Origin of the sequence: Vibrio xiamenensis (genome assembly GCF_900100015.1) — a bacterium.
Classification (GTDB): Bacteria; Pseudomonadota; Gammaproteobacteria; order Enterobacterales; family Vibrionaceae; genus Vibrio; species Vibrio xiamenensis.
In genome coordinates this window covers 178425-202815 of the sequence record NZ_FNDD01000003.1, presented here as the reverse complement: position 1 = coordinate 202815, position 24391 = coordinate 178425, and the positions used below count along the sequence as shown (strand labels likewise).

Sequence of the window (24391 nt, the reverse complement as noted above, 5' to 3'; positions counted from 1 at the left end):
ATTAATTTCCTTTCAAAAACCGCAGCTTGGCGACATCTTGCATTTCACTGATGATCTTAAACGCATCTTTTAAGTGTTTGCGCTCAAAGCTACTAAAACTGTCGGGCTTAATGTGGTTATTGGGCTCGCGGTCATTTTTAATCGCATCGAGTTGATGACGAAAACGCACTTGAGTAATAAAACGATAGGCACCGATGATATTGTCACAACTGTCTTGTGACATACTGCCGTGCTCTGCAGCGTAGCGAAAACGCTCTTCGGTTCCGGTCAGTGAACCGCCCGCTGAGAGGCTAAAAATACGCGCTAAATCGATGATTAAGTTGAGCGCATATTTCTTAATATTTAATGTGTTACTGTTCTCACCACCCTTTTCAAGCACCAAGTTGTTGAAAATGCCGAGTGGCGGCTGAGTATCGATGGCATCTTTCACGAGCGCAGGCAAGAAGTTAGAACTGTTTTGAATGCACTGATGCAGGTGCTGCTGAATTTGTTCAACAAAATCGGCGTTACCGTAAATGGCGCGCACTTCTAAAAATACGCTGATACTTAGCAGCTTATTGTACTCTGGGCTTGAGACCCATTTTTGATAATATTCTTTCCAACGTGAAATGGGCTGACACCATTTCGGCGTAGCCGCCATGTATTTGCCATCACAAAGAGGATAACCACACGCCGCCAAACCGTTGCACACTCGCATCGCAAGATGGGTAAAGTACATACGCTGATCGTCAGTCACTTCGTCGCTGAGTACGATGGCGTTATCTTGATCCGATAGCATGTGTACTTCGTTTCGCGCATGGGAACCGGCCACCATCCACACAAATTCACACGGCGCGGGGCCAAGGATCTCTTGGTTGAGCTGAATCAATCGGCGCGTAAACGCATCCATAATCATCGACATCACTCGGCCTTGGATTTCGGCGCTGACGCCACTTTCCACCAGCGCTTGGAAAATCGCCTGACGTTCATCTTTTAAATTCGCTAGTGCATTCACCGAGCCGGCGTATTTTATTTTCTCAATCAAAAACAGTGACTGGGTACGGTGACCATGCACCAAGTGAGTGGTGGTTATCAGGCCAATCACATCGCTGCCTTTGAGCACTGGCAAGCAGCGAATGTTGTATTCAAGCATCAATGACACCGCTTGAATCACTTTGTCTTCAGCTTGGATCAGCACCGGATTTGGCGTCATGACTTGCGACACCGACAGCGACATATCAATACCTGCCGAGACGCCGCGCGTCATATCCCGGTCAGTGACGAGGCCAACGATTTCATCGCCGCGTTTGACCACCGCGCACGAACTGCGCTGATCGTGACACATGGCGTAAGCCACTTCGCGAATCGACATATCTTGGTTAACGATGGCGATGTTTTCACTGGCAATTTCACCCACGGTGCGAAAGAACAGCCCTTTCTCTTCTTTACTGGCAACGTGTTTTACCGCCGAACTCAAACGCACTTGCGCTTTAACTGCAAAGTAATCAGCAAATTCAGGATGCGCGGCGCACACTTGGTGCAACTCTTGGTGAGGAATCAGATACAGCAGCGAGTCTTCAATCGACACCGCGCGATAACCGTTTTCCGCATTGGTAAGAGGTTCGAGAAAAGTGAAACCGAATTGGTCTTCCTCACCAAGACGCGCCCTAAGTTCGCCAGTTGGCATACGTTGCTCAACGGCGCCAGTGCGAATGATGTAAAGATAACGTTGTTCACAACCTGAGCTAAATTCGATCTCTTCGCCTGCAGTGAGATACTTGACTTTCACTGTATTGGACAAAGCGCTCACCAACTCCTGCGGCAGCTTATCAAAAGGGTCTAAGCGAATCAGAAAATCAAAAATGTTGGGAGTAACCGAAGTGCCCATGCAAACCTCAATAAAATTAAAACAACGTTTTACTTACAACTTAAGTATGAAAAAAAGCAGCCTTTCGGCTGCTGATAGTAAGCCACTTTTTACACTGGATAGTTGTGATATCCAAGCTCTTTTGAAATGTTCTTACTTGCCGTTTGCAATAAGCCCACGTAGTACGACATACGCTTTTCATCAAAACGAATGGTCGGGAAAGAGATAGATAACCCAGCGATAATGTTACCGAAACGGTCGTAAACTGGCGCCGCGATACAGCGCAAACCTGGTTCTTGCTCTTCGTTATCTTCGGCGTAGTGCACCTCACGGATGTGCTCAAGCTCGGCCAATAACTGGTCAACGTTTTCCAAAGTTTTATCAGTGTGCTTGGTAAATTCGACATCTTTAAGTACATCGCGAACAAACGCTTCGTCACGACCCGACAACAGCACTTTACCGATACCAGTACTATAGAGTGGGTTACGACGTCCTACACGCGATTGCATACGCAGGTTATAACCTGAATCGATCTTATGAATGTAAATAAATGCGTTCTCATCCAAAGCGCCTAAGTGCAGGGCTTCATTGGTTTTTTCTGAGATATAGCGCATTTCTTTATCTGCAATAGAGATAAGATCCACGTACTCAAGTGACTTAGAGCCAAGCTCAAACAAACGCAAGGTCAGAGAATACTTATCTGCCTCACCTTCTTGAGAGACATAACCCAGTGTTTTCATGGTTTGAAGGAAGCGGTACGTGGTCGCTTTAGACATCATTAAGCGCTGTGATAATTCAGACACGCCGATTTCTTTTTGCTCGCCCAGTGCCTGAAGAATATTAAAAACTTTTAATACCGAGGAAACGGCTTCCGGTTGCGTCGATTTCTGCATTAAATATCAACCTTTTTTATTCATTTCGCCTCATTATAGCGAACCAAAGTCTCAGAGCCAGTTATTTAAAAAAGGCATTTCAAAATTTTAGAACCATGCACAGTTTGCGGGAAAATTCCGATCTTCATCATCTTTTATGAAAAGGCGTTTCAAAAAAAATTGCAAGCCAAAATCTTTTTCTGTAATGTTGCGTTTAACAGGTGAACAGTCACACGCTGTTCGCAACCTAGATACCACTGAGGAAATAGATATGATTCTTGATTCATTCAACCTAGAAGGCAAAGTTGCAATCGTTACTGGCTGTGACACTGGTTTAGGTCAAGGCATGGCACTAGGCCTTGCTGCAGCAGGCTGTGACATCGTTGGCGTTAACATTGTTGAACCAACTGAAACGATCGAAAAAATGGCTGAAACTGGCCGTAAATTCATCGACGTACGCGCTAACCTGATGAAATTGGATGACATCCCTTCAATCGTTGACCGCGCGGTTAGCGAACTAGGTAAAGTAGACATCCTAGTTAACAACGCAGGCATCATCCGTCGTAACGACGCAATCGAGTTCTCTGAGCAAGATTGGGATGACGTAATGAACATCAACATCAAGTCTGTGTTCTTCATGTCTCAAGCTGTTGCAAAACAATTCATGTCTCAAGGCACTGGCGGTAAGATCATCAACATCGCTTCTATGCTTTCTTTCCAAGGCGGTATCCGTGTTCCTTCTTACACTGCTTCTAAAAGCGGCGTAATGGGCGTGACTCGTCTAATGGCAAACGAATGGGCTGCTCACAACATCAACGTGAACGCAATCGCACCGGGTTACATGGCAACTAACAACACTGCTGCTCTACGTGCAGACGAAGAGCGTAACGCTGCAATCCTTGAGCGTATCCCTGCAGGCCGTTGGGGTCTTCCTTCTGACCTTGCTGGTCCATGTGTATTCCTAGCTTCTCCTGCGTCTGACTACATCAGTGGTTACACCATCGCAGTTGACGGCGGTTGGTTAGCTCGTTAATCACGAATTTAACCTAAAAATGCAGGTAGCATAGTGGACGTACCATTTATTGCTCAAGCCCTCGGCTTTGTGAGCTTTGGTTTAGGAGTATCGACTTTCTATCAGAAAGACGATCGTAAATTAAAAATCATTATGTTGATTTTTAATCTCAACCACCTCCTGCATTATTTTTTACTTGGTTCGATGACGTCGGCGTTAAGCGCGGCGTTGTCGGCGTTGCGTACCGGAAGTGCTATCTATACTTCGTCGAAGTACGTAGCCGCTGCATTTATAGTCTTAGGTTTGGGCTTTGGACTGAAATTAGCGGATAACTGGTGGGATATGTGGCCAATTTTTGGCACAGTAATCGGCACCTATGCGGTATTTATGCTGCAAGGTATTGCAATGCGTGTGGCTTTTATCGTCGGCGCGATTTGCTGGTTAATTAACAACATCATCGTCGGTTCAATCGGCGGTACTTTGTTGGAAATGACGTTATTAACCGTAAACTGCACCACGATTTATCGTCTACTTAAAGACAGAAAGAAAAGCGCATGTCCGACCCAAGCAATGTAAACAAGGGGACATCATGTTTGTTTATAATCAAGACGTGAAATTAGAAGATCTCGGCGATGGCGTGTCACGCAAAATTATGGCGTACAGCGACAACATCATGTCGGTAGAAGTGCATTTTGAAAAAGGCGCTGTTGGCCCGATGCACAACCACCCACATGAACAACTTACCTACGTCCTATCTGGTGAGTTTGAATTTACTATCGGTGACGAAACCAAAATCGTAAAAGCTGGCGATGCTCTTTACAAAGAGCCAAACGTTATGCACGGCTGTGTATGTCTAGAAAAAGGCGTACTACTCGATAACTTTACGCCAATGCGTAAAGATTTCGTTGCGTAAAAGCTTTGTTGTACAAGAGCTTTGCTGAAAAACAGAGCTCTTGAGTAAAAACAACCCGAATTATCCTAACCCTTAAGTCGGCTTACGCCGATGGAGAACAAATTATGAAAATCGCTTTAATGATGGAAAACAGCCAAGCTGGTAAAAACGCAATGGTTGCTGCTGAACTAAACACCGTTGCAGGTGGTCTTGGTCACGATGTATTTAACGTAGGTATGAGCGACGAAAACGATCACCACCTAACGTACATCCACCTAGGTATCATGGCGAGCATCCTGCTTAACTCTAAAGCGGTTGACTTCGTAGTAACTGGTTGTGGTACTGGCCAAGGCGCTCTAATGTCTAGCAACATGCACCCTGGTGTTGTTTGTGGTTACTGCCTAGAGCCATCTGACGCGTTCCTATTCAACCAAATCAACAACGGCAACGCTATCTCTCTAGCATTTGCTAAAGGTTTTGGTTGGGCTGGTGAACTGAACGTTCGTTACATCTTCGAAAAAGCGTTCACAGGCAACCGTGGTGAAGGTTACCCAATCGAGCGTGCTGCTCCTCAACAAGCAAACGCAGCTATCCTAAACAACGTGAAAGCAGCAGTATCTAAAGACGTACTTGAAGGCCTACGTTCAATCGATCAAGAACTAGTGAAAACTGCTGTTGGTGGCGCTCGTTTCCAAGAGTGTTTCTTCGCGAACTGCCAAGTTCCAGAAATCGCTGAATACGTAAACAGCCTACTGAAATAAGTTTGTTGCTCATCTTAGATTATCTTATCGGGAATAAGTGAATCTTTTGCCAGCCTTTGATCGGGCTGGCTTTTTTTATTTTCCGCAGCGCATAATCTAGCTTCCCCCCAACTGACTATGCGAGACATCAGCATGACAGACTTCACTCCTGAACCCCTTCACTCTGTGACGCAATTTAACCAGCCTTGCGATGTGTACTCAATTTGGCCAACACCACCAGCCAAAGGCAAACTCGAACCCACACTTATCGAGCGCAGCACCGATACCACTGCATTTCACGATCGCATCGTGTGCGGTGTACATAACCCAGAATGTATGGTTTATACCCCGCAAAATAGTAACGGCATCGGGATCATTATTTTTCCAGGTGGCGGTTATCAGCGCATCGCGATGGACAATGAAGGCTGCGAGGTGGCAGCGAAGCTCAATAGCATGGGTTACACCGTATTTGTCACTACCTATCGCATGCCGGGAGAAGGTCATCAATATGGGCCACAAACCTCCCTTGCCGATGCGCAGCGCACCATTCGCTGGGTACGTCATCACGCCAAACAGTGGCAACTCGATAAAATCGGTGTGATGGGATTCTCTGCAGGCGGCCATCTTGCCGGTATGTTAGCCACGCATTATCAACACACGATTGGCACCGCAGTAGATGATATCGACAGCCTTGACGCGCGCCCAGACTTTACCGCTCTGATGTACCCGGTTATCACCATGCTCAAAGACCAAACTCACTTAGGCTCGTTTACCGAACTGCTCGGCACTACTCCCAGCGATGAACAGCTGCGCGCCTTTTCAGTCGAGGCCAATGTTCACAGCGCGATGCCGCCGTGCTTTTTAATGCACGCTTGCGATGACTTAGCGGTCAACGTCGATAACAGCGTATTGATGTGGCAGGCGTTGAAACAGCACCAAGTGCCAGTGGAAATGCATTTATTTGAGCAAGGCGGCCATGGTTTCGGAATTCGCAAAGTTGAGAACTTACCTGCAAAACAGTGGCCAGAGCTGTTCCACCAATGGCTTTCGATGCAATTAAGTTAAGCTTGAGTTAATTTTTTGCGACAAGCCATGTGCCATAGTTAACTGGATGCTTATTTCCATACGGATCGGAATCACAATCTTTAAACCACTGTTTTATTTTTATTGATTTGAAGTTTTGTGAAGAGGATAATAGCGGCAGTTATTTTCAGGAGGTTTTTATGAACCCTATTGGTCGAGTGGCCATCATTGGCGAATGCATGGTTGAACTTAAAAAGGTCAACGGACAAGTTGAACAAGGTTTTGGTGGCGATACGCTCAATACCGCGATCTATTTATCTCGCTTAACTCAGTCGCAAGGTGTGACCACTTCGTATGTTACTGGTTTAGGGCACGATCCATTTAGTACCGATATGCTTAACGCATGGAAATCAGAAGGCATCGATACCGATATGGTTTATCTGTCTGACGACAAATTGCCTGGCATCTACGCAATTGAAACCGCCGATGACGGTGAGCGTAGCTTCTTCTACTGGCGTAATGATTCCGCAGCAAAATATTGGCTGCGTGATATGGATCCGGTCAAAGTGGCTGCAGAGTTGTCAAACAACGGCCTGGTGTATTTAAGCGGCATTAGCCTAGCTATCCTGCCAGACGATTGCCGTGAGAAACTGATTGAGTGTCTTACTTTGTGTCGCAAAGACGGTGTTAAAATTGCCTTTGACAACAACTACCGTCCTGCACTTTGGCAAAACGCTGAACAAGCTCAGCATTGGTATACCAAAGTTCTCGCGATTACCGATATGGCCTTCCTTACTTATGAAGATGAAGAGATGCTATGGGGCGACACTGCTGAAGCTCAAAGCATCGAGCGTACCACTCAATTTGGCGTCACTGAGATTGTCATTAAGCGTGGTGGCGATGCCTGTATCGTGATTGAAAACGGTACTCGTAGTGAAGTCGCGCCAACACCGGTCAGCAACATCGTTGATACCACAGCAGCAGGCGACTCATTTAGCGCAGGCTACTTAGCAAAACGCATTCTTGGTGGCAGCGGCGCACAATCAGCAGCAGCAGGCCACAGCGTAGCCGGTACAGTCATTAAACATCGCGGCGCTATCATTCCAAGCGACGCCATGCCAAGCATTTAAGGAGACAACAATGAAAACTCTAGAGCAACAGCTACAAGAAATTAAAGTCGTACCCGTGATTGCCATTAAAGACGCTGATAAAGCGGTTAAATTGGCGCAAGTACTGATTGAAAACGGCCTACCATGTGCCGAAGTCACTTTCCGTACTGAACAAGCGGCACAAGCAATCGCAAACATGCGTGAAGCTTACCCTGAAATGCTTATCGGCGCTGGTACTGTTCTGACTTCAGCACAAGTTGACGAAGCGATTGAAGCTGGCGTTGACTTCGTTGTAAGCCCAGGCTTTAACCCAACAACAGTGAAATACTGTCAGCAACGCAACATGACTATCGTCCCTGGCGTTAACAGCCCAAGCCTAGTTGAGCAAGCAATGGAAATGGGTCTAAAAACCCTTAAATTCTTCCCAGCTGAGCCATCAGGCGGCGTTAACATGCTGAAAGCACTCACTGCGGTTTACCCAGTAAGCTTTATGCCTACTGGCGGTGTAAACCCTAAAAACGTAAAAGATTACTTGAGCATCCCAGCGGTACTTGCTTGTGGCGGTACTTGGATGGTGCCAAATGACCTAATTGACGGCGAAAAATGGGATGAGCTTGCAGCCCTAGTTCGCGAAGTCGCAAATATTATCGAGTAACCCCTACTCGGTTCATAAAGTCCTATTTTGATGGCTTTATTTTTGCCAGCGCCCGACCCGATCGGGCGCTTTTTTTATGCCCTTAGCTTTTCGCTGCGCGATGTCATCGCGATGTCATGTTGATTCGATTTATTAAGTGGATTTGTATGATGCGCTAATACTGCTGCGATTTCTTTACCATCTGTGATAGCGCACCAGTTCCTTTTTCTGGCTCAAAAGGAACCAAATTCTTCGCTATGAACCGACACGGTTTTACGCGCTCCCGACGCGGAAAACCTAAAAATTCCTCCCTGAATTTTTGCCTAGTAATTGGCGTTTCTTAGCCGTGGGTAAAACATTTTTGCTTACGCTGTTTTCAAGCTCTGTTTTTCCGGCATAAAAACGAAAACAGGCGATGAAATAATGAGTAGCACTCCGGCAACCGTCCAACTCACTGATATGCCGTAATCCTCTGATAAAACTCCAAATAGCAAAGATGCTAAAACACCACCACAAGTGACCATAACAGAGCTGATCGATAGCATTGTGGAACGTATTTGCTCTGCGGTATTTTCGTGTAACAACACACTTTCTGAATTATTACCTAGGGTAAAGAAGAAAAAGAAACCTAGATAACACATGGTAAAGCTCCATAAGTGTGTTGTATAAGCTAAGCAAATGCACAAGATGCCTGCTAACACTCGAGTCGTGAACATCAGGGATTTATGTGAGGAGTTAAATAACGCCAGCAGTGGCACCGATAATAGCGACGACGCTGCGGACATCAGAAAATAACAAGCAGAAATCACCCCGAAGACGAAAACACCATAAGACGTTTGCTGAAGCACGTTTGCTAAATAAGGTTGCCAGTAATTTTCGACGCTACTCAAAACCATTCCAAATACCAACGTGGCCTGCATCAACCGACTTAACACACTATGTTTTAACGACTTTTTGAGTACATCTAGACTAGATTTAACAATATTTATTTTGGCATCAATAGATGATGCTTTGACCTGTTTCGTCTTTTCCTTAACCAGTATCCAAGTAACGAAAATTAGCCCGATATTCGCAATACAAACAATGACAATATTAAGGTCATATATGCTGGTTAAATGGAAAGGAGAATTTTTCGCGATGTCAGGTAACCATCCGCCAATAAGTGAGCCAATCGCTAAACCTAAAGTGACAACCACATTGATTTTAGCCAGAGCGGAATGATAGGAGCCATTACCCTGGGTGTATTGAAAGCGGTCATAAAACCACGCATCAAGAGTGCCGGAATATACGGCTCGAGCAACACCTAATAGCACAGCGGCCAAAGTGATTAGTGCGAGATGATAAGCAAAATAAAGTACGATACAAGCGAAACTGTTGAGCAAAAGGGAAACTAAATAAGTATTTTTGCGTCCATACCTATCCGCCACGCCTCCCAGAGGTATTTCAAATACTGCAGTACTTCCAATCCACACCGCCATAACAAAGCCAATATCGCGTAGGCTTAGTCCTCTTGATTGAAATATAAGTGTGATCACTGGAATCATTATTCCAACAATCAACCAATGTAAACCTTGCTGAATTCCGAAGCGTTTGATTAGCTCTTTTGAGTCCATGATAGTAATTTTGACTATTCTTAATTCCAAAAGAATCTCATATAGACCGTTATTGTCTACCAAATAATAAAAAGGTCATTTATATGATACTCTAGAGGTCTAATTGTGATGCGGAGAGAACAATGTGGATGACCGATTAGCGCAAGAAGTATGTGCCATTTTAAAAAAGGAGCTAAGGAAGTGTCATATTTCTTATCGAAACTTAGCCATCGAACTCGGTGTTTCCGAAGTGAGTATTAAAAGATTACTGAATAATTCTCAGCCTCTTTCGATGCAAAGGCTGATTAATATTGCTCATTTGATTAATTTGCCACTTTCAAAGCTTCTTGGCGAGGCTGAAAAGAATCTCTATGCCATCCCTGTATTTACTAAAGAACAAGATAACGCATTTTTTGAGCACCCACCTCTGTTTACCTTTTGGACAGAACTGACTGAGCATCGAACGGCGAACGAAATTGCTAAGCGGCATAATCTCAATCAAGCCTCAACTCACCTATATCTGAGACAACTTGAGAAGCTCAAGCTAATAGAGTTACAACAGCATAACGCCTGCAGGCTATTAGTGCCCACACATACTTCATTTGAAAAAGGCTCGAAATATCCACAGTTTTTTACTCGCCAAGTACTGAATCGACTTCAAGATAGAGTCATCGATTTACCAGCAGAAGATAACCAAGCGTTTCTTATTACTTTAAAAGCAGAACTGACTCATGAGGAGTTCATCGAGATTACTAATATGCTCGATGACTGGATGTTTGATAAACTGCGCGAGAGCCAAGATCTAGGAGCGCGAGAAGGGTTAACGGTCGCACCTTACACATTTGGTTTAATGGCGGCCAAAGGGGCTTTTCACGATACACTGCCATCAATACCAAACCTTACAGGTAATGAATAAGATTTAAAATCAAAGACAATGAATGAGTAACAAACTGCGTGTCCTACTCTGTTTCAGCCACAGAATCCACGCCTAGGGCAATATCGTTACTTTGCCTTAAAATTTCTTATGTTAAAAATTAATGGCGTCATTTCTAAAGACGGATATTGACCAATATGCGGTCAAAAAACAATCGTCACCAAGGATGCTATTTGGTAGTGTTGAAGGGCTAATCTATGTGCGACTAGGGTTCCACTTTGTTATCAAAGGTTCGGACCGAGCGTCGTTATGAGCCATTTTGGGCAGACACCTTAAAGACGAAAAAACTAGGGGGGATAGAAGAGCATAGCTATGTGCACCCTAAATTCGTCTACGAGGTAATTATATGTCTTTACTTGGCTTCGCTTTAGTTCTTCTTGCCGCTTGTTGTCATGCCATCTGGAATTTTTGCGTTAAAAAATTAAATTCTGGACCTGAGCTGATTTGGCTATTTTCCTTTTGCTCCATTACCATTTATCTACCCGTTGCAGTAGCTATTTTCATTGCTAACCCAATCGTAATAGATTTCCGTACTGCTATTTTCGTTGTTGGTAGCGTGATGCTACATCTTGGTTATTTTCTATTTCTTCAATATGGATACCGTCGAGGGGATTTGTCGGTTGTGTACCCGATAGCAAGAGCCTCTGGTCCGATACTTTCTACCTTTCTTGCGGTTTTGATATTAGGGGAACACGTAACACTGCAAACCTTAATCGGGGGAGCCGTCGTTATTGTTGCGATAAGCCAGTTGAGTTCAAAAAATCAAACCAAAGCAAGTAACACATCCGTTTCGTTGATGTTTGGTTTAGGCGCTGGGGCATTGGCTCAAAGTAGTTGATGCCCCGATGCCTTTTGGGTTGGTTTGATGAATAGGTTTATATGATGCGCCATGCGTTTTCGCTTTCTTTGCCCTCTTCGACAGCGCACCAGTCACTCTTTGCTGGCACAAAGAGTAACCAGAAATGCCTTTTGTCCGCACCCGCTGACCGGCACGGTTTTACGCGTTCCCGACGCGAAAAACCTAAAAATTCATCCCTGAATTTTTACCTAATATATTGGTAATTGCTTTATTTTTTATAAAACACTCTTGCCCCTAAGTTTGTTAGAAGCTTAGGTATAGGCCTCTATGCTAATATTTCTCTGATGACAATAACGCTATCTCCAGTTAAACAATTTGGCTATAGCATAGATCGAGAAAGAGTTGCCAGATGGCAACCCTTTACAAACAGAATAATCATTTTAATTAATTTTTTTAGTGTTTGATTCGAACTTTTTCAATTTAAACCAGAGCTTCTTTCGACCATTATTTTTCAAAGTATTTCCTCCAAAACAACACCACTTTCACCATTGGCAATTCTTTGGACAAGGCTATTAACTTGTGTTTTTTTATTGATTGAAGCTTCTGCATTTTGAATATCATTATTTTTATTAATTCTATTCTTATTATTAACGATTTGATTAGACATATTATGCCCCTTATAAAATTAAAATTAAGGTGCACTGAACATAGGTATTATTTTTGGGATAGAGAATTAAGGGAGATTACAGAGAGAAACTTGCTAGGGATGACGCTGGAAAACTTTCTTTATATTTTATCTTGAAACAACTCTTTGTCAGAGCAACTACCTTGCCACACATATGGCAAGGTAGCTAAAATTCAACTGTAAGACTAAATAGTCGTTACATTTTCAGCTTGAAGACCTTTTGGGCCTCTGCCTACAGTAAAAGAAACCTTATCACCTTCAACAAGCTTCTTAAAACCATCGCCTAAAATGCTTCGGAAATGAACAAATAAATCATCGCCATTTTCTTGAGAAATAAAACCGAAACCTTTAGTTTCGTTAAACCACTTTACTGTGCCAATTACTTGATTAGACATATTATGCCCCTTATAAAATTAAAATTAAGGTGCACTGAACATAGGTATTATTTTAGGATAGCGAATTAAGGGAGATTACAGAGAGAAACTTGCTAGGAATGACGCTGGAAGACTTTCTTTATACTTTATCTTGAAACAACTCTTTGTCAGAGCAAGAACCACTATACAGACTTATTTAAGTAAAGATACCTTTATTTTCAATTTAGTTAATCTTACCAACTTAGCCAACTAGTTCGAATAGGCCGTCTTATTTCTATTTTTTAACCTACCGAAGAAACGTGTTCTCTGTTAGAGTCACCGCCAACTACGCTATTGAATAAAGACACCCACAGACCGCATGTCATTGATGGATTTTTATTCACCCTTAGAACTCATTTTAGGAATCCCTAGTGACTAACAACGAAATTTTACGTCGTATCCAACACGCGTTAAACCTTAAAAACGCACAGATAATGAAAGCTTTCGGGCTGGCCGAAGTCACTGTGGCTCACGATAAAGTGGCAAACTGGTTAAAAGATGAAAGCGACAAATCTTGCGTTAAGATGAAGGATCAAGAGTTAGCGGTATTCTTAAATGGCTTTATTAATCTCAAGCGAGGAAAAAAAGACGGCGAACAACCTAAGCCAGAAGTCTCGTTGACCAACAACATGATTCTCATGAAGCTGCGCATTGCGCTAGACATGAAAGCAGAAGATGTGTTGGACGTATTAGAAGTGGTTGGTACTAGTTTAAGTAAATACGAAATTGGTGCGTATTTCCGCAAGCCAAACAACAAAAACTACAAACAGTGTGAAGACCAACTGCTGTGCGAGTTCTTAAATGGTGTGCAGTTTACCAATCGTCCCGATTCTGAAGAGTTTACTGGGTAATTTTTATCTCGAATCGAACGTGGTAATTGATTAAAAAAGCGAGAACCATTTTATTTGGCTACTCGCTTTTATCATGCTAAAGACCGATATCAGAGCCTCACAATCACGTCTACTCTTTGTCTTTCTTCAGTAGATACCTATCAAACCACGCTGAAATCTGGTCGGCTTTTAGAATCAAGACACCCACCGCCCCCTATGACCCTACCAAGCTAAACCCTTAAGCCAGTTAGGGGCCACTATTCTGATCAAGATGTTCCAGACATCTTGTAGTGATTAACTAAAACTGGCCACGTATATAGAGTTTTTCCATGCTTTTGGTCATGCGTGCAGAGTTACGACTGACGCCATTGGTAACACGAATTTGCCCCTTTATGCTTTAACGTAAATTCTCAGTGATGAATGACACCACCAAATTTTCGATACTTTTTCTCATGACAATCAACATAGGTCATCATTCCTTAACTATGATGTGTATCAGCCTATCATTAGAGACTTTTTTGGCCGTATTATTGAGTAAAGCATGGCTAAAAATTTGTATGTATTGGTTCTATCTCTCACAATACTAAACAAGAAAATATTAATAATCAGAACTATAGAACATAGGTCTAATCAATGGGTAGAAGCTATTCCACACGGGACGTTAGAGCGCAAGAAAGTTTCGAGTACTGGCAGAATTTGGTCGGTTCAACCTATTCTGCTTTTACACGAAATACCAATCTGACTGAAGGTGATTTTCAGGGTGAATTGTCAGTGAAATCTTTAGGGCGAAGTGCTCTGATCACTCGTATACTTTCAACGCCTATGGAATACCATGAAAAAGAAGAAGCGAGTTATACAGATGACTACTTTATCTGTTTGTCTTTATGCCCGTATGCACAGTTAACCCAGAATGGTACTACCACGGAACAATTTTCTGGGGATATGGTTATTTACGATAATAACCAACCATTTTCTTACCGCTTTCCGGAAGGGGACAATCAAATCGTAATTTCTGTTCCCCATATCGTGTTTAACGCAAAAGTGAACAACGCGGAGACCTTGTTAAATAAAACGCTGAAATGTGGTTCTCCATTAGGGCGCTTTGTTGGCTCTATGATACAACAGGCATGGGAAACTGAAGAACAGGAAGATATTTTTGGTGACAAAATGCTTTCTGCTATTTTGACTATGTTAAGAAGTGCTTTTGAAGCAGCTTCGCCAGAAGGTAATCACGCTGTCCAACGTGATAAAAAAGATAGCCTGACATTGGTCCAGCAGTTCATTATTGAGCATATCGGTGAGCATTCTTTATCTGTCGAATCAATTTCCCAGCAGTTTCACATGTCTTCAAGAACGTTGAGTCGTCTGTTTAGTAAAGAGAACACTTCTGTTATGCGTTGGGTATGGCAACAAAGAATTAAAGTGAGCTATAAGTTGATAATGACGAACAAAGATGTGCCTATCAGTGAGATTGCACATCAAAACGGATTTTCAAATATCTCTCACTTTAGCAAGATGTTTAAAGAAACATACGGTGTCACTCCATCACAGCTTCGGCAAGTCTAAGCTTGTCATTCAGAACAAACCGGTTGTCCTTTAGAGAGTAACGCTTTCATGCTCGGCCATTCATACTACACATGTCTTTAACGACGTTGCCTGTGTGTAGCGTATGAATATCGTCGGAATAATAATGAAAGCATTAGTCGCCAAGCAGTTCGGAACTCAACCTGTACTTCAAATCGAAGACCGTTCTATCCCTCAGGTAAAACCAGGATTTACTCTGGTTAAAATGCATGCCGCAACCGTTAACCCGCTATCCAATCAGATTCGATTAGGGGGAGTGCCAGCAGCAAGAGCCCCGTTAATTTTAAGTAATGACGGATCAGGTATCGTTGTCGAAAGTGACCAGTTCAAACAAGATATTCCCGTTGCTATCTACGGTGGTGGGGCTTTAGGCATCACAGAAGATGGCTTACAGCAAGAATATGCTTTGGTCGAAAATAAATGGGTTGTAGAACTCCCAGTAGATACTGACCTGAATGTTGCCGCTGCACTGCCAATTAATTACGTATCTGCGTATCAGGCGATAAGTCGAGTTGGACAGTTAAAAAAAGGGAAAACGGTATTGATTTCAGGAGCGACTGGTTCTCTTGGTCACGCTTTGATACAGCTTGTTAACGCGTTAGGTGCGACCCCGATCGGTGTTGTATCAACCAGTCGAAAAATCGCTAATGCATTGGAGTCTGGCGCTAAACATGTGGTGGACCTGTCTTCCCAAGATATGATTTCTACGGTTATGGACCTTACGGAAGGTCAAGGCGTTGACTTAGCCTTTGATACTGTTGCAGGGCAAGTCCTAGGCCAGTTGATGAAATGTTTAAAAACTCGTGGCGCAGTTGTATCTATAGGCTTTGCGGGTGGTTTTACATCGGAAATTGATATTGTTGATGTCGTCGTTTATGAGAAAAAGCTACTGGGATTTGACGCTCATTTAGAAACAGATGAAGACGTGGAACAGGTTTTTGAAGTGCTAAAAGTTCTTTTGGAAAATGGGAAAATTAAGCCACGAATCGACAGTGTATTTCCGTTAGAAGAGTACGATGAAGCCTATCAACATCTAATATCTCGTAAGGCTCAGGGAACAATTTTACTTCAGCTAAACATTAGCTAGTTTCACGATTCGCGGTAACAGCTTGTGAGTGATGTAGTGGTTAGTCCGTATCTCAATTTAAGGTAATTTAATATGTCTGTAGAAAACAACAAAACACTTCGATTGCTAATGCCTCAATGGCAGGGCGGAAACAATCACGCTTATCATTTTGGTGCACAGTTATTGGCTTGGTTAGCTCCGGAAACGAATGGCCCGGTAGAAGAAGTGAATGTCGCTTTTGATGAAAGTCGTCAGTTAAAAAATGAAAATGGTATTGTTGGTCGTTCAGAAATCATTCCCCAGATTCAGCATGCAAAAGAACTGATCGAAAAGCACAGCCCTGAAAGTCTTGTTGTGCTAGGTGGTGACTGTCTGGTTGATTTAGCGCCATTTGCATATTTGCAAGAGAAGTATGGCGATGATCTAGGTATTCTTTGGGTTGATGCTCACCCTGATATTATGACATCAGAAGACTTTGAACACTCTCATGCATCTGTGTTACGTGCGTTGATGGGAGAAGGTGACAGTGATCTGACGAGCTTCGTGAGCACGCCGATTAAAGCTAGCAAAGTTATGTATGCTGGTGTTAACAACGAAAGTGAGTTTGAAGCTGACTTACTGAAAGAGCGTAACATGCGTGTATGTCGCCCTGAAGAAATTAAGACAGATATCACTTCTATTCAAAAATGGGTTGAAGAAGAAAATATTAAGGTACTTGCTATTCACTTGGACCTTGATGTTCTAAGCATTGCTAACTTTGGCTCACTGCTGTTTAAAAATCCAAACGTTCCAGAAGATGCTTACGAAGGTATCGCTCAGGGACAAATCACGATGGAAGATGTCGTTAAGGTTATCAATGTAGCCAGTGAAAAAACTGAAGTTGTGGGTTTGGGTATTGCTGAACACCTGCCGTGGGATTCGTTGAACCTTAAGAACATGCTCGGAAAATTACCTTTACTTGGTAGAAAATGAGTAGTTTTTGTTCATCAATGTGTCAGTGCGATCTCACTGACACAATTATAATCTGCACCCAGTGAGTGGCTTCGTTTATTCGAGCAAAGTCAAAGCTGGCATTTTCGCCGATGAAGTGCACAGAATCTTTCATCTGTTTTTCACCTAGATAATAATCGTGTTCAGACCACATACCTAAGCCACATTTCATGTTCAACATTGGGGAAAAATACGCTTGATAGTATTGTTCAAGGAGAGGTAGATATTGGCGTTCATTTTAGCGATTTGGAAACGAATAAAGACATCAAACAACATCTTACCCGTAGGCAAAGAGTATGAGGTCTCATCATTCTTTAAGCAAAGTCTTCGCCGAGAACCTTTCACACAACATCTGCATTATTTAATCAAATCGGTCATATCACCGGAAGAGTTGTGATATTTACTGAGATCAATACGAATAGATTCCGTTTCTAAAATTACTCTCCACAAGTGGAAGGAAGCTTTCTTCAAGAAAACTTCCTTCGCGCGAGTGAGAATCACTCTATTACGTCAGATAATATTCAGATAGATTAATTCATCTGAATATCTTTGTGGCGACTAACAAAATCTAGACGCTCCTTGCTTGGCTCGTGAATGACCTTATCTTGCTGGTTATTGAACGACCATAAAGTCGCAACATCTTTTTGCCATTGTGGCCATTTAGGCAAACCTTGTGGATTCGGATTGCCGGTTTTAGCGAATTGCGCCCAGCGAGCGGTCATCCTCTGAGACAGTTGTTCATCTTGTTTAGTGACAGGATTGAGTTGTGTAGCCAGATTACCAAATACATAGGGTATTTCACCCGTGTGAATTGCTCCTGGCTGAGTTTCACGATGAGTGGGTGTTACGTAACTAAAATAGTATCGCCAAGTTGGCGTATACTGACTCGCACTGGCAGCAAACCGTTGTGTTGGTGATGTCGCAAAAATATCAGTCGCAAGTTGAGCCGCTTTGAGTGTTTTAGTCTCCGTTCCATAGCCATCAGTCAGTGTCTGCGCTTCATTCCATAGCGTCCCCAACTTGTTAGGAAGTGAATTCACCCAAGCTGGCGGAAAAAATCCAGCTTCGTAATTATTACTGCCAATTAACAGTGGTACATGATGAAAATGCCCAAGAGCAATCGCGGTTTGGGTACTTTCCTTTAGCGAGATATTATCAACCACGGGCATTGTCGCTGTTTTTGCCACTGGCAGTTTTAATAATTGCTGGGCCGACATGCCCTGAAGCTCGTCAAACGATGCATTCAGTATCGATTTAGGCAGTTGTTTTGTGATGTGCGCCATCGCCTGAGAAGTTGTGAATTCAGGTAGCGCAAGAGCGCCAGACTCCATAATCGCTTTGGAAAATAGTCCTTTGCTTTGCGGCGATTGTAACAGATAGCCAACAGAAGCACCTCCGGCTGACTCGCCCCAGATGGTCACATTGTCAGGATCCCCACCAAACTGGGCAATGTTTTTATTGACCCAATTTAACGCTGCTATTTGATCCAGTAATCCCAGATTTAACGGCTTATTGTGACGCTCTTTTACGATCGCAGGAACAGGTAAGACGCTGAAGACGCCAAGACGATAGTTTAATGAAACAACAATCACGCCCTGCTGAGCCAGATGTGAACCGTCATAAAGTGGTAAAGAGCTCGCACCAAGACGAAATGCCCCACCATGAATCCAGACCATTACTGGCAATTTGGCCTTATCAGACACTTTTTTCGGTTGCCATACATTGAGTGTTAAGCAGTTTTCGCTCATTGGCTGAGTTTTAAGTTGAGCTTCAGGGCCTTTAGGCGGCGGAGTTTGCATACATGAGTCGCCAAACTGTGTTGCCTGTTTAATGCCTTGCCATGCCATCACTGGCTGCGGACTTTTCCAACGCAGTTTCCCGACAGGAGGTTGTGCGTAAGGCATCCCCAGCCAGCGATTAGCCACGCTTGTTGAAGCCCCTTGAACAGTCCCGCTCTGGGTCTTAACAATAAGGTCATTATCATTAACAGCGGCATAAAGAGGCTGAGTGAATAAAGCGGAGCCTAATGCAATATAAAGCAATGTGCTCATAAGTTGTGTAAGCGAAATACGTAGCAAATTGGTACTCCTGTTTATGTCTACATTAATTTAGGAAACGAATTTCGTTTCCTAAATTGGAGCATATTAGCTCAATGTTTAAACAATGTAAATTCAGCGAATCAGAAGAAGCTTCTATTTGGCTTAACGAAAAAGAATCGGCGCTAAAAAGTTGAGATCTTGAGAGACTTTCGGACGAATATCATAGTCAGGTACAGGAGGAAGCAGCCCTAATGCTATATCACGCAATAACGGGGCAAGAATCAACGACTGTAAGTATTGCGCAGGTTGTTCAGGACATTGTGGATTTAATAGATGATTTTCCTTGAGTGTCTCAAACCAATTATTGAGCCTCATTTCAACTTGCCCAATTCCATGCTGTTGATAATAAGCCAATAATTGCGATTTCCCCGGATGGTTAGATTGAAGATACTTAAAAATGCCAATTGAAAGTGGATTTAAAATTTCAGCCGAGAGTTCAACAAAAAAGGTTTCGAGAGTATTCATCGCTTCTGCTCGGGTACGAACACTGTCAAGCTTGGGATGGATTTGCTGATCCGTCCATAAGGTGAAAATTTTATCCAATACCGCATGTTTATTTGTATAAAACCGATAAATGGTTTTTTTTGCCACACCCGCCGTGATGGCGAGTTCATCCATGCTAAATACCTCATGACCTTTTTCTAATAGAAGACTAATGGCCGCATTATGAATTTTTTCAAGTAACACTGACTCAGGCAGAGACGGGCGGCCACGTTGTTTATTAGGTAGTTTGGTCATGACAGTTCAATTTATCAGCAAGTTAATAGATATCATCAATCAGCCTATATTATTGGCTGACTATTAGGTAAGCAACAATCCCCTTCCCTGAACAAAACAGCCAATACGTTATTCAGCCGCCAAGTAGCGCTGAAAATTCTCTTTAAGTAACCGATATTGCTCCGCGCCTATTTGCTTTTGCAGCTCTTGTTCAACTTCAGCTTTGACCGCCTGAATATGCTCAGCAACATCGTGACCTTGTGGGGTCAAAGTGATGAGTTTGTCTCGGCGATTGGTTTCCGATGTAGTCAATGTTAGCCAATGCTGAGCGACAAGACGCTGGACGTGTTTATGCGCTGCCTGACGGCTAATATTCATATAGCGCGCCGCTTCACTGACACTCAGCGCCTGATGCTCAACCAAACTCAACATATACACTTCCATTTCAGACAAGGCGCTCGGTAGCTGCTCATTAATGCGCAGCATGGTTTGCTGCCTAAGCTGTTGGTGCATTTCACTGATAAGATCTACAAGCCCCAACTTATTAATAAATTCAATGCTTTTCATTATCTTCCCACTCTGTGTACTGGCACATTGACACACTAATCTACGATCTTGACGCCACTATTATTGTCAACTTAGTTGACAATTTTCAAGATAAATCTAAAATAACGCACAATATACTCTAATGAGTAAATACCATCACACACAGATTATTGAGGAATCAATGGGTAAGAATAAATTTGAAAACTTCGTGTTCTCGATTATGGTTTGCGCACTTATGGTGACAGGCATGACGATCTACAACTTGGTATTACAATCCCACTCAGGCAATGCTATTGCTCACCACTTACTTTCGCTCTCTTTCGTCGGCATTTTTGCGATCGCGTTTGTGATTGACTGGTTTATCGCCGCACCGATCGTTAAATCACTGGTCAAAAAATGGACCAACGATCAAACGCCATTTATTAAAAAAGTATTGATGATTTCAGGTTTGATGGTGCTGTTCATGTGTAGCGCCATGTCGTTAGTCGCTACGCTATTTCAAGGTTTTGAAGGCGATTTATTGCCTGCTTATCTGCATACCTTCGCGATCAATATCATCTTTGCTCTACCGCTGCAGTTTTTGCTCGTCGGCCCCGTTGCCAGACTAATTTTCTTAAAGCTGTTTCAACCACAACCCCTTGCTGCAGCCAGTTAATTAAAAGCATCTAGAACGACAAAGCCGCCAACAGCATAATACTGTTGGCGGCTTTTCTATTTTGTCTAAAGTAACTAGGTGCAAAAAAGCTAAGCTGCGCTGATGGCCTGTTGACGCGCTTTTTTACGGTAATAGACTTTAAGCCAGCCACGGTGAATCAAGCGGTAGTAATATATAGCGCCGCGTACCCACCAGTCAGCAAACATTCCCAGCCACACGCCATAAACGTTCAAATCGAAGTAAATACCCAGCAGATAACCAAGCACCACTCGGCAACCCCACATGCTGGCGATCGCGGTCCACATAGTGTATTTGGCATCTTTAGCACCTTTAAACGCTGCCGGTAATACAAACGATGCGGCCCAAACCGGCGTCATCACTGCATTGATACGCACCAGATCTTTGACCACCTCAATCACTCGCTCATCAGAGGTATACAAACGCGCGGCAAAGTCGGCGCCGACCATAAACACAAGCGCCAATAAGGTCATCAATCCGGTTGCCGCCCAGAAAATCAATTTCATCTCTTGATAAGCTTTGCGGGTACTGTCTTGACCTAAGCGCTGACCAACTAAAATGGTCGAGGTCATTGCCAATGTATTGCCGGGAATATTCAGCAGCAACACGATAGAAAACGTCACCACATTGCCCGCCATCGCAACCGTGCCCATCCCCGCGACCATCACTTGCGTCAATAGCTTACCTAAGTTAAACATCAGCGATTCAACACTGGCTGGCACACCAACGCTTAAAATGTCGAACAGCGTTTCGCGATTGAAACGGCTAAAGTATTGCGACCAGCCAACTTGCATGGTCGAGTTGGTCGCCAAGCAATGCAAAATGATCGCCGCGCCAACCCAGCGAGCCAAGGTAATCCCCAACGCAGAGCCGAGCAATCCAAGCCCTTGCCAACTGCCGATGCCAATATCAACAAAGCCGTAAATCAGCGGGTAACTGATGACCAGATCCAGCACGCTCATGATGATATTACTCATCGCCGGTAACCGCGAATTGCCCACCGCGCGCAAAACCCCGCTACCCGCGAGCGTGATGGCGAGAGCCGGATAGCCCAGCGCCACCACTTTGAGATACATCTCGCCCATGTCTATCACGTTTTGCTCAGCGCCATAAGCAACCACACCGAGAATCAAATGGGCAAAGAACAGGATGGAAATCAGCGCCACCAAAGCCACCATCATCGCCAATTTCATGACTTGTCCGGCGCCGTCTAACGCGGTTTTACGGTCAACACGACCAAAAGATTGGGCTATCACCACTGAGCCACCCAATGCGGTGGCGGTGAGCACCGAAATGATGATCCAAGTGACGCCATCGGTTATCCCAACGGCGGCAATTTGCGCTGCTCCTAAATGGCTAACCAGCACAGTACTGATGATCCCCATCAGTACAACACAAAATAGCTCCAGAAAAATCGGCCAAGCAAACGGCCAAACGCGGCGCTGTAAAAGCACCTTGTGTCTATAACGAAGCCGAAGCCTGTTGCCAGGCTTCGGCTTGTCTAAATCATCAGGAAAGGATTCCCTCACCTTACTACCTCATAACAGTCAAGACATCGCCATCTCGACATGAGACTGGCGATAAATCACATCGCGGTCATAAACGGTTTTGATCTCTCCGTTGATCAATTGTTCTCCGTGAAGATAGCCCCCCGTTGATAACGCGACCGGAATTTGATCATAAACACCAGCGTGAGCCGCTTCGATGGCAAGCAGTGCGTAAGGCACTGGATCGTCAAGGCGTGACTTTTTGTTGTCCATGGTGGTCACAAACAGGCCGCTGTCTGCATCAAAGTGATCGGCCATTAGGTTATCGGCGATACAATCAGCAAGGGTCAGCAGTTTGGGATCATCATGTTCGGCATGCAGTTCCAACAGCGCAAATACGAGATAAGCCGATGAGAGTGAGGACTCACTCGCCACAGACCTTGGCGCTAAGGTTTCAGAATCGAGTTGACCCAATCCAAAGCGGGCAAACATACGTGCAGTTAGATCATGCAGTTCTGGATCTTCGCTGGCAATCGAGGCCCGCATTAACGTAAGTAAGTAAGCGGGATTCGCTGCTTGCCGCGCTAAGGTGGTTCCTTTATCGCCATAATACCCGTCACGCACGAAAGAGTAACCTGTCATATCTTGACCACTGTTCCACATTGGAATGATTTGGTTGGTTTGCTCATCCCATGCGTGAATAAAGTAGGCTTTGATGCCATCCACTACCCAGCCGAGCCACTCAGGATCGTCGAGTTTTTTCACGCATTCCAGCATGGCCAGTGGGTTATCTACAATCACCGGCCAACAATCACGAAACAGTACATTGGCTTCACGCGCCACATCACCAAATTCAGGGCCAAACTGGCGTTTCGCACGATCGCCAAACCACGAGTAGGTCAAACGATCATCATCAGGCACTGGCTCTCGCTGCAATGGTGACGAGAATTGATACACAGGCATACCGGTTTGCGGATGACGAGCCAGCACAAATTGATGATATAAGTGCTTCGCCCATTTTAGCGCGTCTTTATCGCCGGTGTAACGGTAATAATGGCACGCCGCATAAATAAGATCGGTCGACGCATTAACAAAGGTTAAGCCGACTGTTTGGGGCAATTCTGGCCATTTACTTGGGTCAACCACCGGGCTTGGTGTGTAGTGCTGGAAGAGATTCTCCGGGAAGGTTTTACCGTACTCGCCGTGTCGGCTCAGATCGAGCTTTTGCCAATCCATCACATGTGCCGCCCAAAAACCTTTAAGGTATTTTTCGGTGATGTCGGGGCGCATCTGATGAAGTAAATCGTAGAATGGAAAATGGTGTTTAAGCTCGTGAACGCACTCTTTGCTCGCCGGGCCTTCAATACTGCCGGTTTCTAGATGAATAAAACGATGCCCGCCCCATTGCAATAAACCGCTTTTTTGGTCGGTAAAGTTATCAAGAAAGTACGCAGTCGTTAACTGGGCTTGATGAAAATAGTCGTTATCGCCAGTAATCATCGACAGCGCAACCAAACCGCGCATCAAGTTTTGTTGGCTGGCAAAATTGCTCATCGGCACTTCGGTGCCATCTGGGTAGGTCCATTCAATCGGCTTGAGGCTTGCAGCATCAAGCCCATCTGCCAACATCGGGCTTGAGGAAGATTTTCCCAGCTCCAATGCGCGCTGATAAAACTCGGTCAGTGTCGAAAGTCGTGACGTTCGCGTAGCAGACATAAACATTCTCCATTACTAGCGGTAGAAAAAGGCCTTAAGACCAATCGCAAATCAGGCTGATAAAAGGCTTATTTGCGCTTAACCCTAAACCGACAAAGCACCCCCGAGGGGGTGCTTGTATGACGTAAATAG

Annotated in this window: 24 protein-coding genes; 14 read left to right on the top strand and 10 right to left on the bottom strand. The window is 44.0% G+C overall.

Going from position 1 to position 24391, the window contains the following annotated elements; all coding sequences use genetic code 11:
* Nucleotide 1 precedes the first annotated feature (1 nt).
* On the bottom strand, nucleotides 2-1867 hold the full coding sequence (locus tag BLS03_RS04080; protein WP_093270061.1) for a DUF294 nucleotidyltransferase-like domain-containing protein: 1866 nt from the start codon (nucleotides 1865-1867) through the stop codon (nucleotides 2-4).
* Nucleotides 1868-1956: 89 nt separating this feature from the next.
* Nucleotides 1957-2739: a DNA-binding transcriptional regulator KdgR gene (kdgR, locus tag BLS03_RS04075; protein WP_093270057.1), complete on the bottom strand. Its 783-nt coding sequence runs from the start codon at nucleotides 2737-2739 to the stop codon at nucleotides 1957-1959.
* A 250-nt stretch (nucleotides 2740-2989) separates the two neighbouring features.
* Between kdgR and kduD the strand changes: the two genes are divergently transcribed.
* The 7 genes from kduD (at nucleotide 2990) to BLS03_RS04040 (ending at nucleotide 8149) form a co-directional block, all read left to right on the top strand.
* On the top strand, nucleotides 2990-3751 hold the full coding sequence (kduD, locus tag BLS03_RS04070) for a 2-dehydro-3-deoxy-D-gluconate 5-dehydrogenase KduD (protein ID WP_093270056.1): 762 nt from the start codon (nucleotides 2990-2992) through the stop codon (nucleotides 3749-3751).
* A 33-nt stretch (nucleotides 3752-3784) separates the two neighbouring features.
* Entirely contained in the window at nucleotides 3785-4306 is a 522-nt protein-coding gene (locus tag BLS03_RS04065; RefSeq protein ID WP_176765515.1) for a YgjV family protein, read from the top strand.
* 13 nt (nucleotides 4307-4319) lie between these two features.
* Nucleotides 4320-4643: a cupin domain-containing protein gene (locus tag BLS03_RS04060; protein WP_093270051.1), complete on the top strand. Its 324-nt coding sequence runs from the start codon at nucleotides 4320-4322 to the stop codon at nucleotides 4641-4643.
* A 104-nt stretch (nucleotides 4644-4747) separates the two neighbouring features.
* Entirely contained in the window at nucleotides 4748-5383 is a 636-nt protein-coding gene (locus tag BLS03_RS04055; RefSeq protein WP_093270048.1) for an RpiB/LacA/LacB family sugar-phosphate isomerase, read from the top strand.
* A 132-nt stretch (nucleotides 5384-5515) separates the two neighbouring features.
* Nucleotides 5516-6427: an alpha/beta hydrolase gene (locus BLS03_RS04050; RefSeq protein ID WP_093270046.1), complete on the top strand. Its 912-nt coding sequence runs from the start codon at nucleotides 5516-5518 to the stop codon at nucleotides 6425-6427.
* Nucleotides 6428-6585: 158 nt separating this feature from the next.
* A complete protein-coding gene (gene kdgK, locus BLS03_RS04045) occupies nucleotides 6586-7515 on the top strand; it encodes a 2-dehydro-3-deoxygluconokinase (RefSeq protein ID WP_093270043.1) in 930 nt (309 codons plus the stop codon).
* A gap of 10 nt (nucleotides 7516-7525) precedes the next feature.
* Nucleotides 7526-8149, top strand: coding sequence for a bifunctional 4-hydroxy-2-oxoglutarate aldolase/2-dehydro-3-deoxy-phosphogluconate aldolase (locus BLS03_RS04040; protein ID WP_093270042.1), 624 nt, complete (start codon nucleotides 7526-7528; stop codon nucleotides 8147-8149).
* Between the two features lie 344 nt (nucleotides 8150-8493).
* Here BLS03_RS04040 and BLS03_RS04035 read toward each other — a convergent pair whose 3' ends face one another.
* Nucleotides 8494-9771, bottom strand: a complete 1278-nt coding sequence (locus BLS03_RS04035) for an MFS transporter (protein ID WP_245696573.1) — start codon at nucleotides 9769-9771, stop codon at nucleotides 8494-8496.
* A gap of 94 nt (nucleotides 9772-9865) precedes the next feature.
* On the opposite strand from BLS03_RS04035, the gene BLS03_RS04030 reads away from it, so the two are divergent.
* Together BLS03_RS04030 and BLS03_RS04025 are read left to right on the top strand one after the other, a co-directional pair.
* The gene (locus BLS03_RS04030) at nucleotides 9866-10636 is read left to right on the top strand and encodes a helix-turn-helix domain-containing protein (protein WP_093270037.1); all 771 of its coding nucleotides are present in this window, start codon (nucleotides 9866-9868) and stop codon (nucleotides 10634-10636) included.
* A gap of 364 nt (nucleotides 10637-11000) precedes the next feature.
* Nucleotides 11001-11492 (top strand): DMT family transporter, encoded by a 492-nt coding sequence (locus tag BLS03_RS04025; protein ID WP_093270035.1) that lies wholly within the window; start codon nucleotides 11001-11003, stop codon nucleotides 11490-11492.
* Nucleotides 11493-11964: 472 nt separating this feature from the next.
* Here BLS03_RS04025 and BLS03_RS25610 read toward each other — a convergent pair whose 3' ends face one another.
* Both BLS03_RS25610 and BLS03_RS04020 read right to left on the bottom strand, forming a co-directional pair.
* Nucleotides 11965-12120, bottom strand: coding sequence for a hypothetical protein (locus BLS03_RS25610; RefSeq protein ID WP_176765514.1), 156 nt, complete (start codon nucleotides 12118-12120; stop codon nucleotides 11965-11967).
* Between the two features lie 203 nt (nucleotides 12121-12323).
* Entirely contained in the window at nucleotides 12324-12533 is a 210-nt protein-coding gene (locus BLS03_RS04020; protein ID WP_093270032.1) for a cold-shock protein, read from the bottom strand.
* A gap of 389 nt (nucleotides 12534-12922) precedes the next feature.
* Between BLS03_RS04020 and BLS03_RS04015 the strand changes: the two genes are divergently transcribed.
* The 4 genes from BLS03_RS04015 (at nucleotide 12923) to BLS03_RS04000 (ending at nucleotide 17003) form a co-directional block, all read left to right on the top strand.
* Complete coding sequence (locus BLS03_RS04015; RefSeq protein ID WP_093270029.1) at nucleotides 12923-13402, top strand: YehS family protein; 480 nt, start codon at nucleotides 12923-12925, stop codon at nucleotides 13400-13402.
* Nucleotides 13403-14014: 612 nt separating this feature from the next.
* The gene (locus BLS03_RS04010; RefSeq protein WP_093270027.1) at nucleotides 14015-14947 is read left to right on the top strand and encodes a helix-turn-helix domain-containing protein; all 933 of its coding nucleotides are present in this window, start codon (nucleotides 14015-14017) and stop codon (nucleotides 14945-14947) included.
* 124 nt (nucleotides 14948-15071) lie between these two features.
* Nucleotides 15072-16052, top strand: a complete 981-nt coding sequence (locus tag BLS03_RS04005) for a quinone oxidoreductase family protein (protein WP_093270024.1) — start codon at nucleotides 15072-15074, stop codon at nucleotides 16050-16052.
* A 72-nt stretch (nucleotides 16053-16124) separates the two neighbouring features.
* The gene (locus BLS03_RS04000) at nucleotides 16125-17003 is read left to right on the top strand and encodes an arginase family protein (RefSeq protein ID WP_093270022.1); all 879 of its coding nucleotides are present in this window, start codon (nucleotides 16125-16127) and stop codon (nucleotides 17001-17003) included.
* A 548-nt stretch (nucleotides 17004-17551) separates the two neighbouring features.
* Here BLS03_RS04000 and BLS03_RS03995 read toward each other — a convergent pair.
* The 3 genes from BLS03_RS03995 to BLS03_RS03985 all read right to left on the bottom strand — a co-directional run bounded on the left by BLS03_RS03995 (nucleotide 17552) and on the right by BLS03_RS03985 (nucleotide 20404).
* Nucleotides 17552-19099, bottom strand: a complete 1548-nt coding sequence (locus tag BLS03_RS03995; RefSeq protein WP_143015592.1) for a carboxylesterase/lipase family protein — start codon at nucleotides 19097-19099, stop codon at nucleotides 17552-17554.
* Nucleotides 19100-19222: 123 nt separating this feature from the next.
* The gene (locus BLS03_RS03990; protein WP_093270016.1) at nucleotides 19223-19858 is read right to left on the bottom strand and encodes a TetR/AcrR family transcriptional regulator; all 636 of its coding nucleotides are present in this window, start codon (nucleotides 19856-19858) and stop codon (nucleotides 19223-19225) included.
* Nucleotides 19859-19966: 108 nt separating this feature from the next.
* Complete coding sequence (locus tag BLS03_RS03985) at nucleotides 19967-20404, bottom strand: MarR family winged helix-turn-helix transcriptional regulator (RefSeq protein WP_093270013.1); 438 nt, start codon at nucleotides 20402-20404, stop codon at nucleotides 19967-19969.
* 160 nt (nucleotides 20405-20564) lie between these two features.
* Here BLS03_RS03985 and BLS03_RS03980 point away from each other — a divergent pair, with 160 nt between their 5' ends.
* Nucleotides 20565-21038, top strand: a complete 474-nt coding sequence (locus tag BLS03_RS03980) for a DUF2798 domain-containing protein (protein WP_176765513.1) — start codon at nucleotides 20565-20567, stop codon at nucleotides 21036-21038.
* Between the two features lie 89 nt (nucleotides 21039-21127).
* Here the strand turns inward: BLS03_RS03980 and BLS03_RS03975 are convergent, their stop codons facing one another.
* Entirely contained in the window at nucleotides 21128-22585 is a 1458-nt protein-coding gene (locus BLS03_RS03975) for an EmmdR/YeeO family multidrug/toxin efflux MATE transporter (protein ID WP_143015591.1), read from the bottom strand.
* 18 nt (nucleotides 22586-22603) lie between these two features.
* The gene (locus BLS03_RS03970; RefSeq protein WP_093270005.1) at nucleotides 22604-24259 is read right to left on the bottom strand and encodes a pectate lyase; all 1656 of its coding nucleotides are present in this window, start codon (nucleotides 24257-24259) and stop codon (nucleotides 22604-22606) included.
* Between the last annotated feature and the right edge of the window lie 132 nt (nucleotides 24260-24391).

Excerpts from the sequence above, each read along its gene's own strand:
- BLS03_RS04005 (WP_093270024.1), top strand. The coding sequence starts at position 15,072 with ATGAAAGCATTAGTCGCCAAGCAGTTCGGAACTCAACCTGTACTTCAA.
- BLS03_RS03985 (WP_093270013.1), bottom strand. The coding sequence starts at position 20,404 with ATGAAAAGCATTGAATTTATTAATAAGTTGGGGCTTGTAGATCTTATC.
- BLS03_RS04050 (WP_093270046.1), top strand. The coding sequence starts at position 5,516 with ATGACAGACTTCACTCCTGAACCCCTTCACTCTGTGACGCAATTTAAC.
- BLS03_RS04055 (WP_093270048.1), top strand. The coding sequence starts at position 4,748 with ATGAAAATCGCTTTAATGATGGAAAACAGCCAAGCTGGTAAAAACGCA.
- BLS03_RS04060 (WP_093270051.1), top strand. The coding sequence starts at position 4,320 with ATGTTTGTTTATAATCAAGACGTGAAATTAGAAGATCTCGGCGATGGC.
- BLS03_RS04000 (WP_093270022.1), top strand. The coding sequence starts at position 16,125 with ATGTCTGTAGAAAACAACAAAACACTTCGATTGCTAATGCCTCAATGG.
- kdgK (WP_093270043.1), top strand. The coding sequence starts at position 6,586 with ATGAACCCTATTGGTCGAGTGGCCATCATTGGCGAATGCATGGTTGAA.
- BLS03_RS03970 (WP_093270005.1), bottom strand. The coding sequence starts at position 24,259 with ATGTCTGCTACGCGAACGTCACGACTTTCGACACTGACCGAGTTTTAT.
- BLS03_RS25610 (WP_176765514.1), bottom strand. The coding sequence starts at position 12,120 with ATGTCTAATCAAATCGTTAATAATAAGAATAGAATTAATAAAAATAAT.
- BLS03_RS04040 (WP_093270042.1), top strand. The coding sequence starts at position 7,526 with ATGAAAACTCTAGAGCAACAGCTACAAGAAATTAAAGTCGTACCCGTG.
- kduD (WP_093270056.1), top strand. The coding sequence starts at position 2,990 with ATGATTCTTGATTCATTCAACCTAGAAGGCAAAGTTGCAATCGTTACT.
- BLS03_RS03980 (WP_176765513.1), top strand. The coding sequence starts at position 20,565 with ATGGGTAAGAATAAATTTGAAAACTTCGTGTTCTCGATTATGGTTTGC.
- BLS03_RS04010 (WP_093270027.1), top strand. The coding sequence starts at position 14,015 with ATGGGTAGAAGCTATTCCACACGGGACGTTAGAGCGCAAGAAAGTTTC.
- BLS03_RS04020 (WP_093270032.1), bottom strand. The coding sequence starts at position 12,533 with ATGTCTAATCAAGTAATTGGCACAGTAAAGTGGTTTAACGAAACTAAA.
- BLS03_RS03990 (WP_093270016.1), bottom strand. The coding sequence starts at position 19,858 with ATGACCAAACTACCTAATAAACAACGTGGCCGCCCGTCTCTGCCTGAG.
- BLS03_RS04025 (WP_093270035.1), top strand. The coding sequence starts at position 11,001 with ATGTCTTTACTTGGCTTCGCTTTAGTTCTTCTTGCCGCTTGTTGTCAT.
- BLS03_RS04080 (WP_093270061.1), bottom strand. The coding sequence starts at position 1,867 with ATGGGCACTTCGGTTACTCCCAACATTTTTGATTTTCTGATTCGCTTA.
- kdgR (WP_093270057.1), bottom strand. The coding sequence starts at position 2,739 with ATGCAGAAATCGACGCAACCGGAAGCCGTTTCCTCGGTATTAAAAGTT.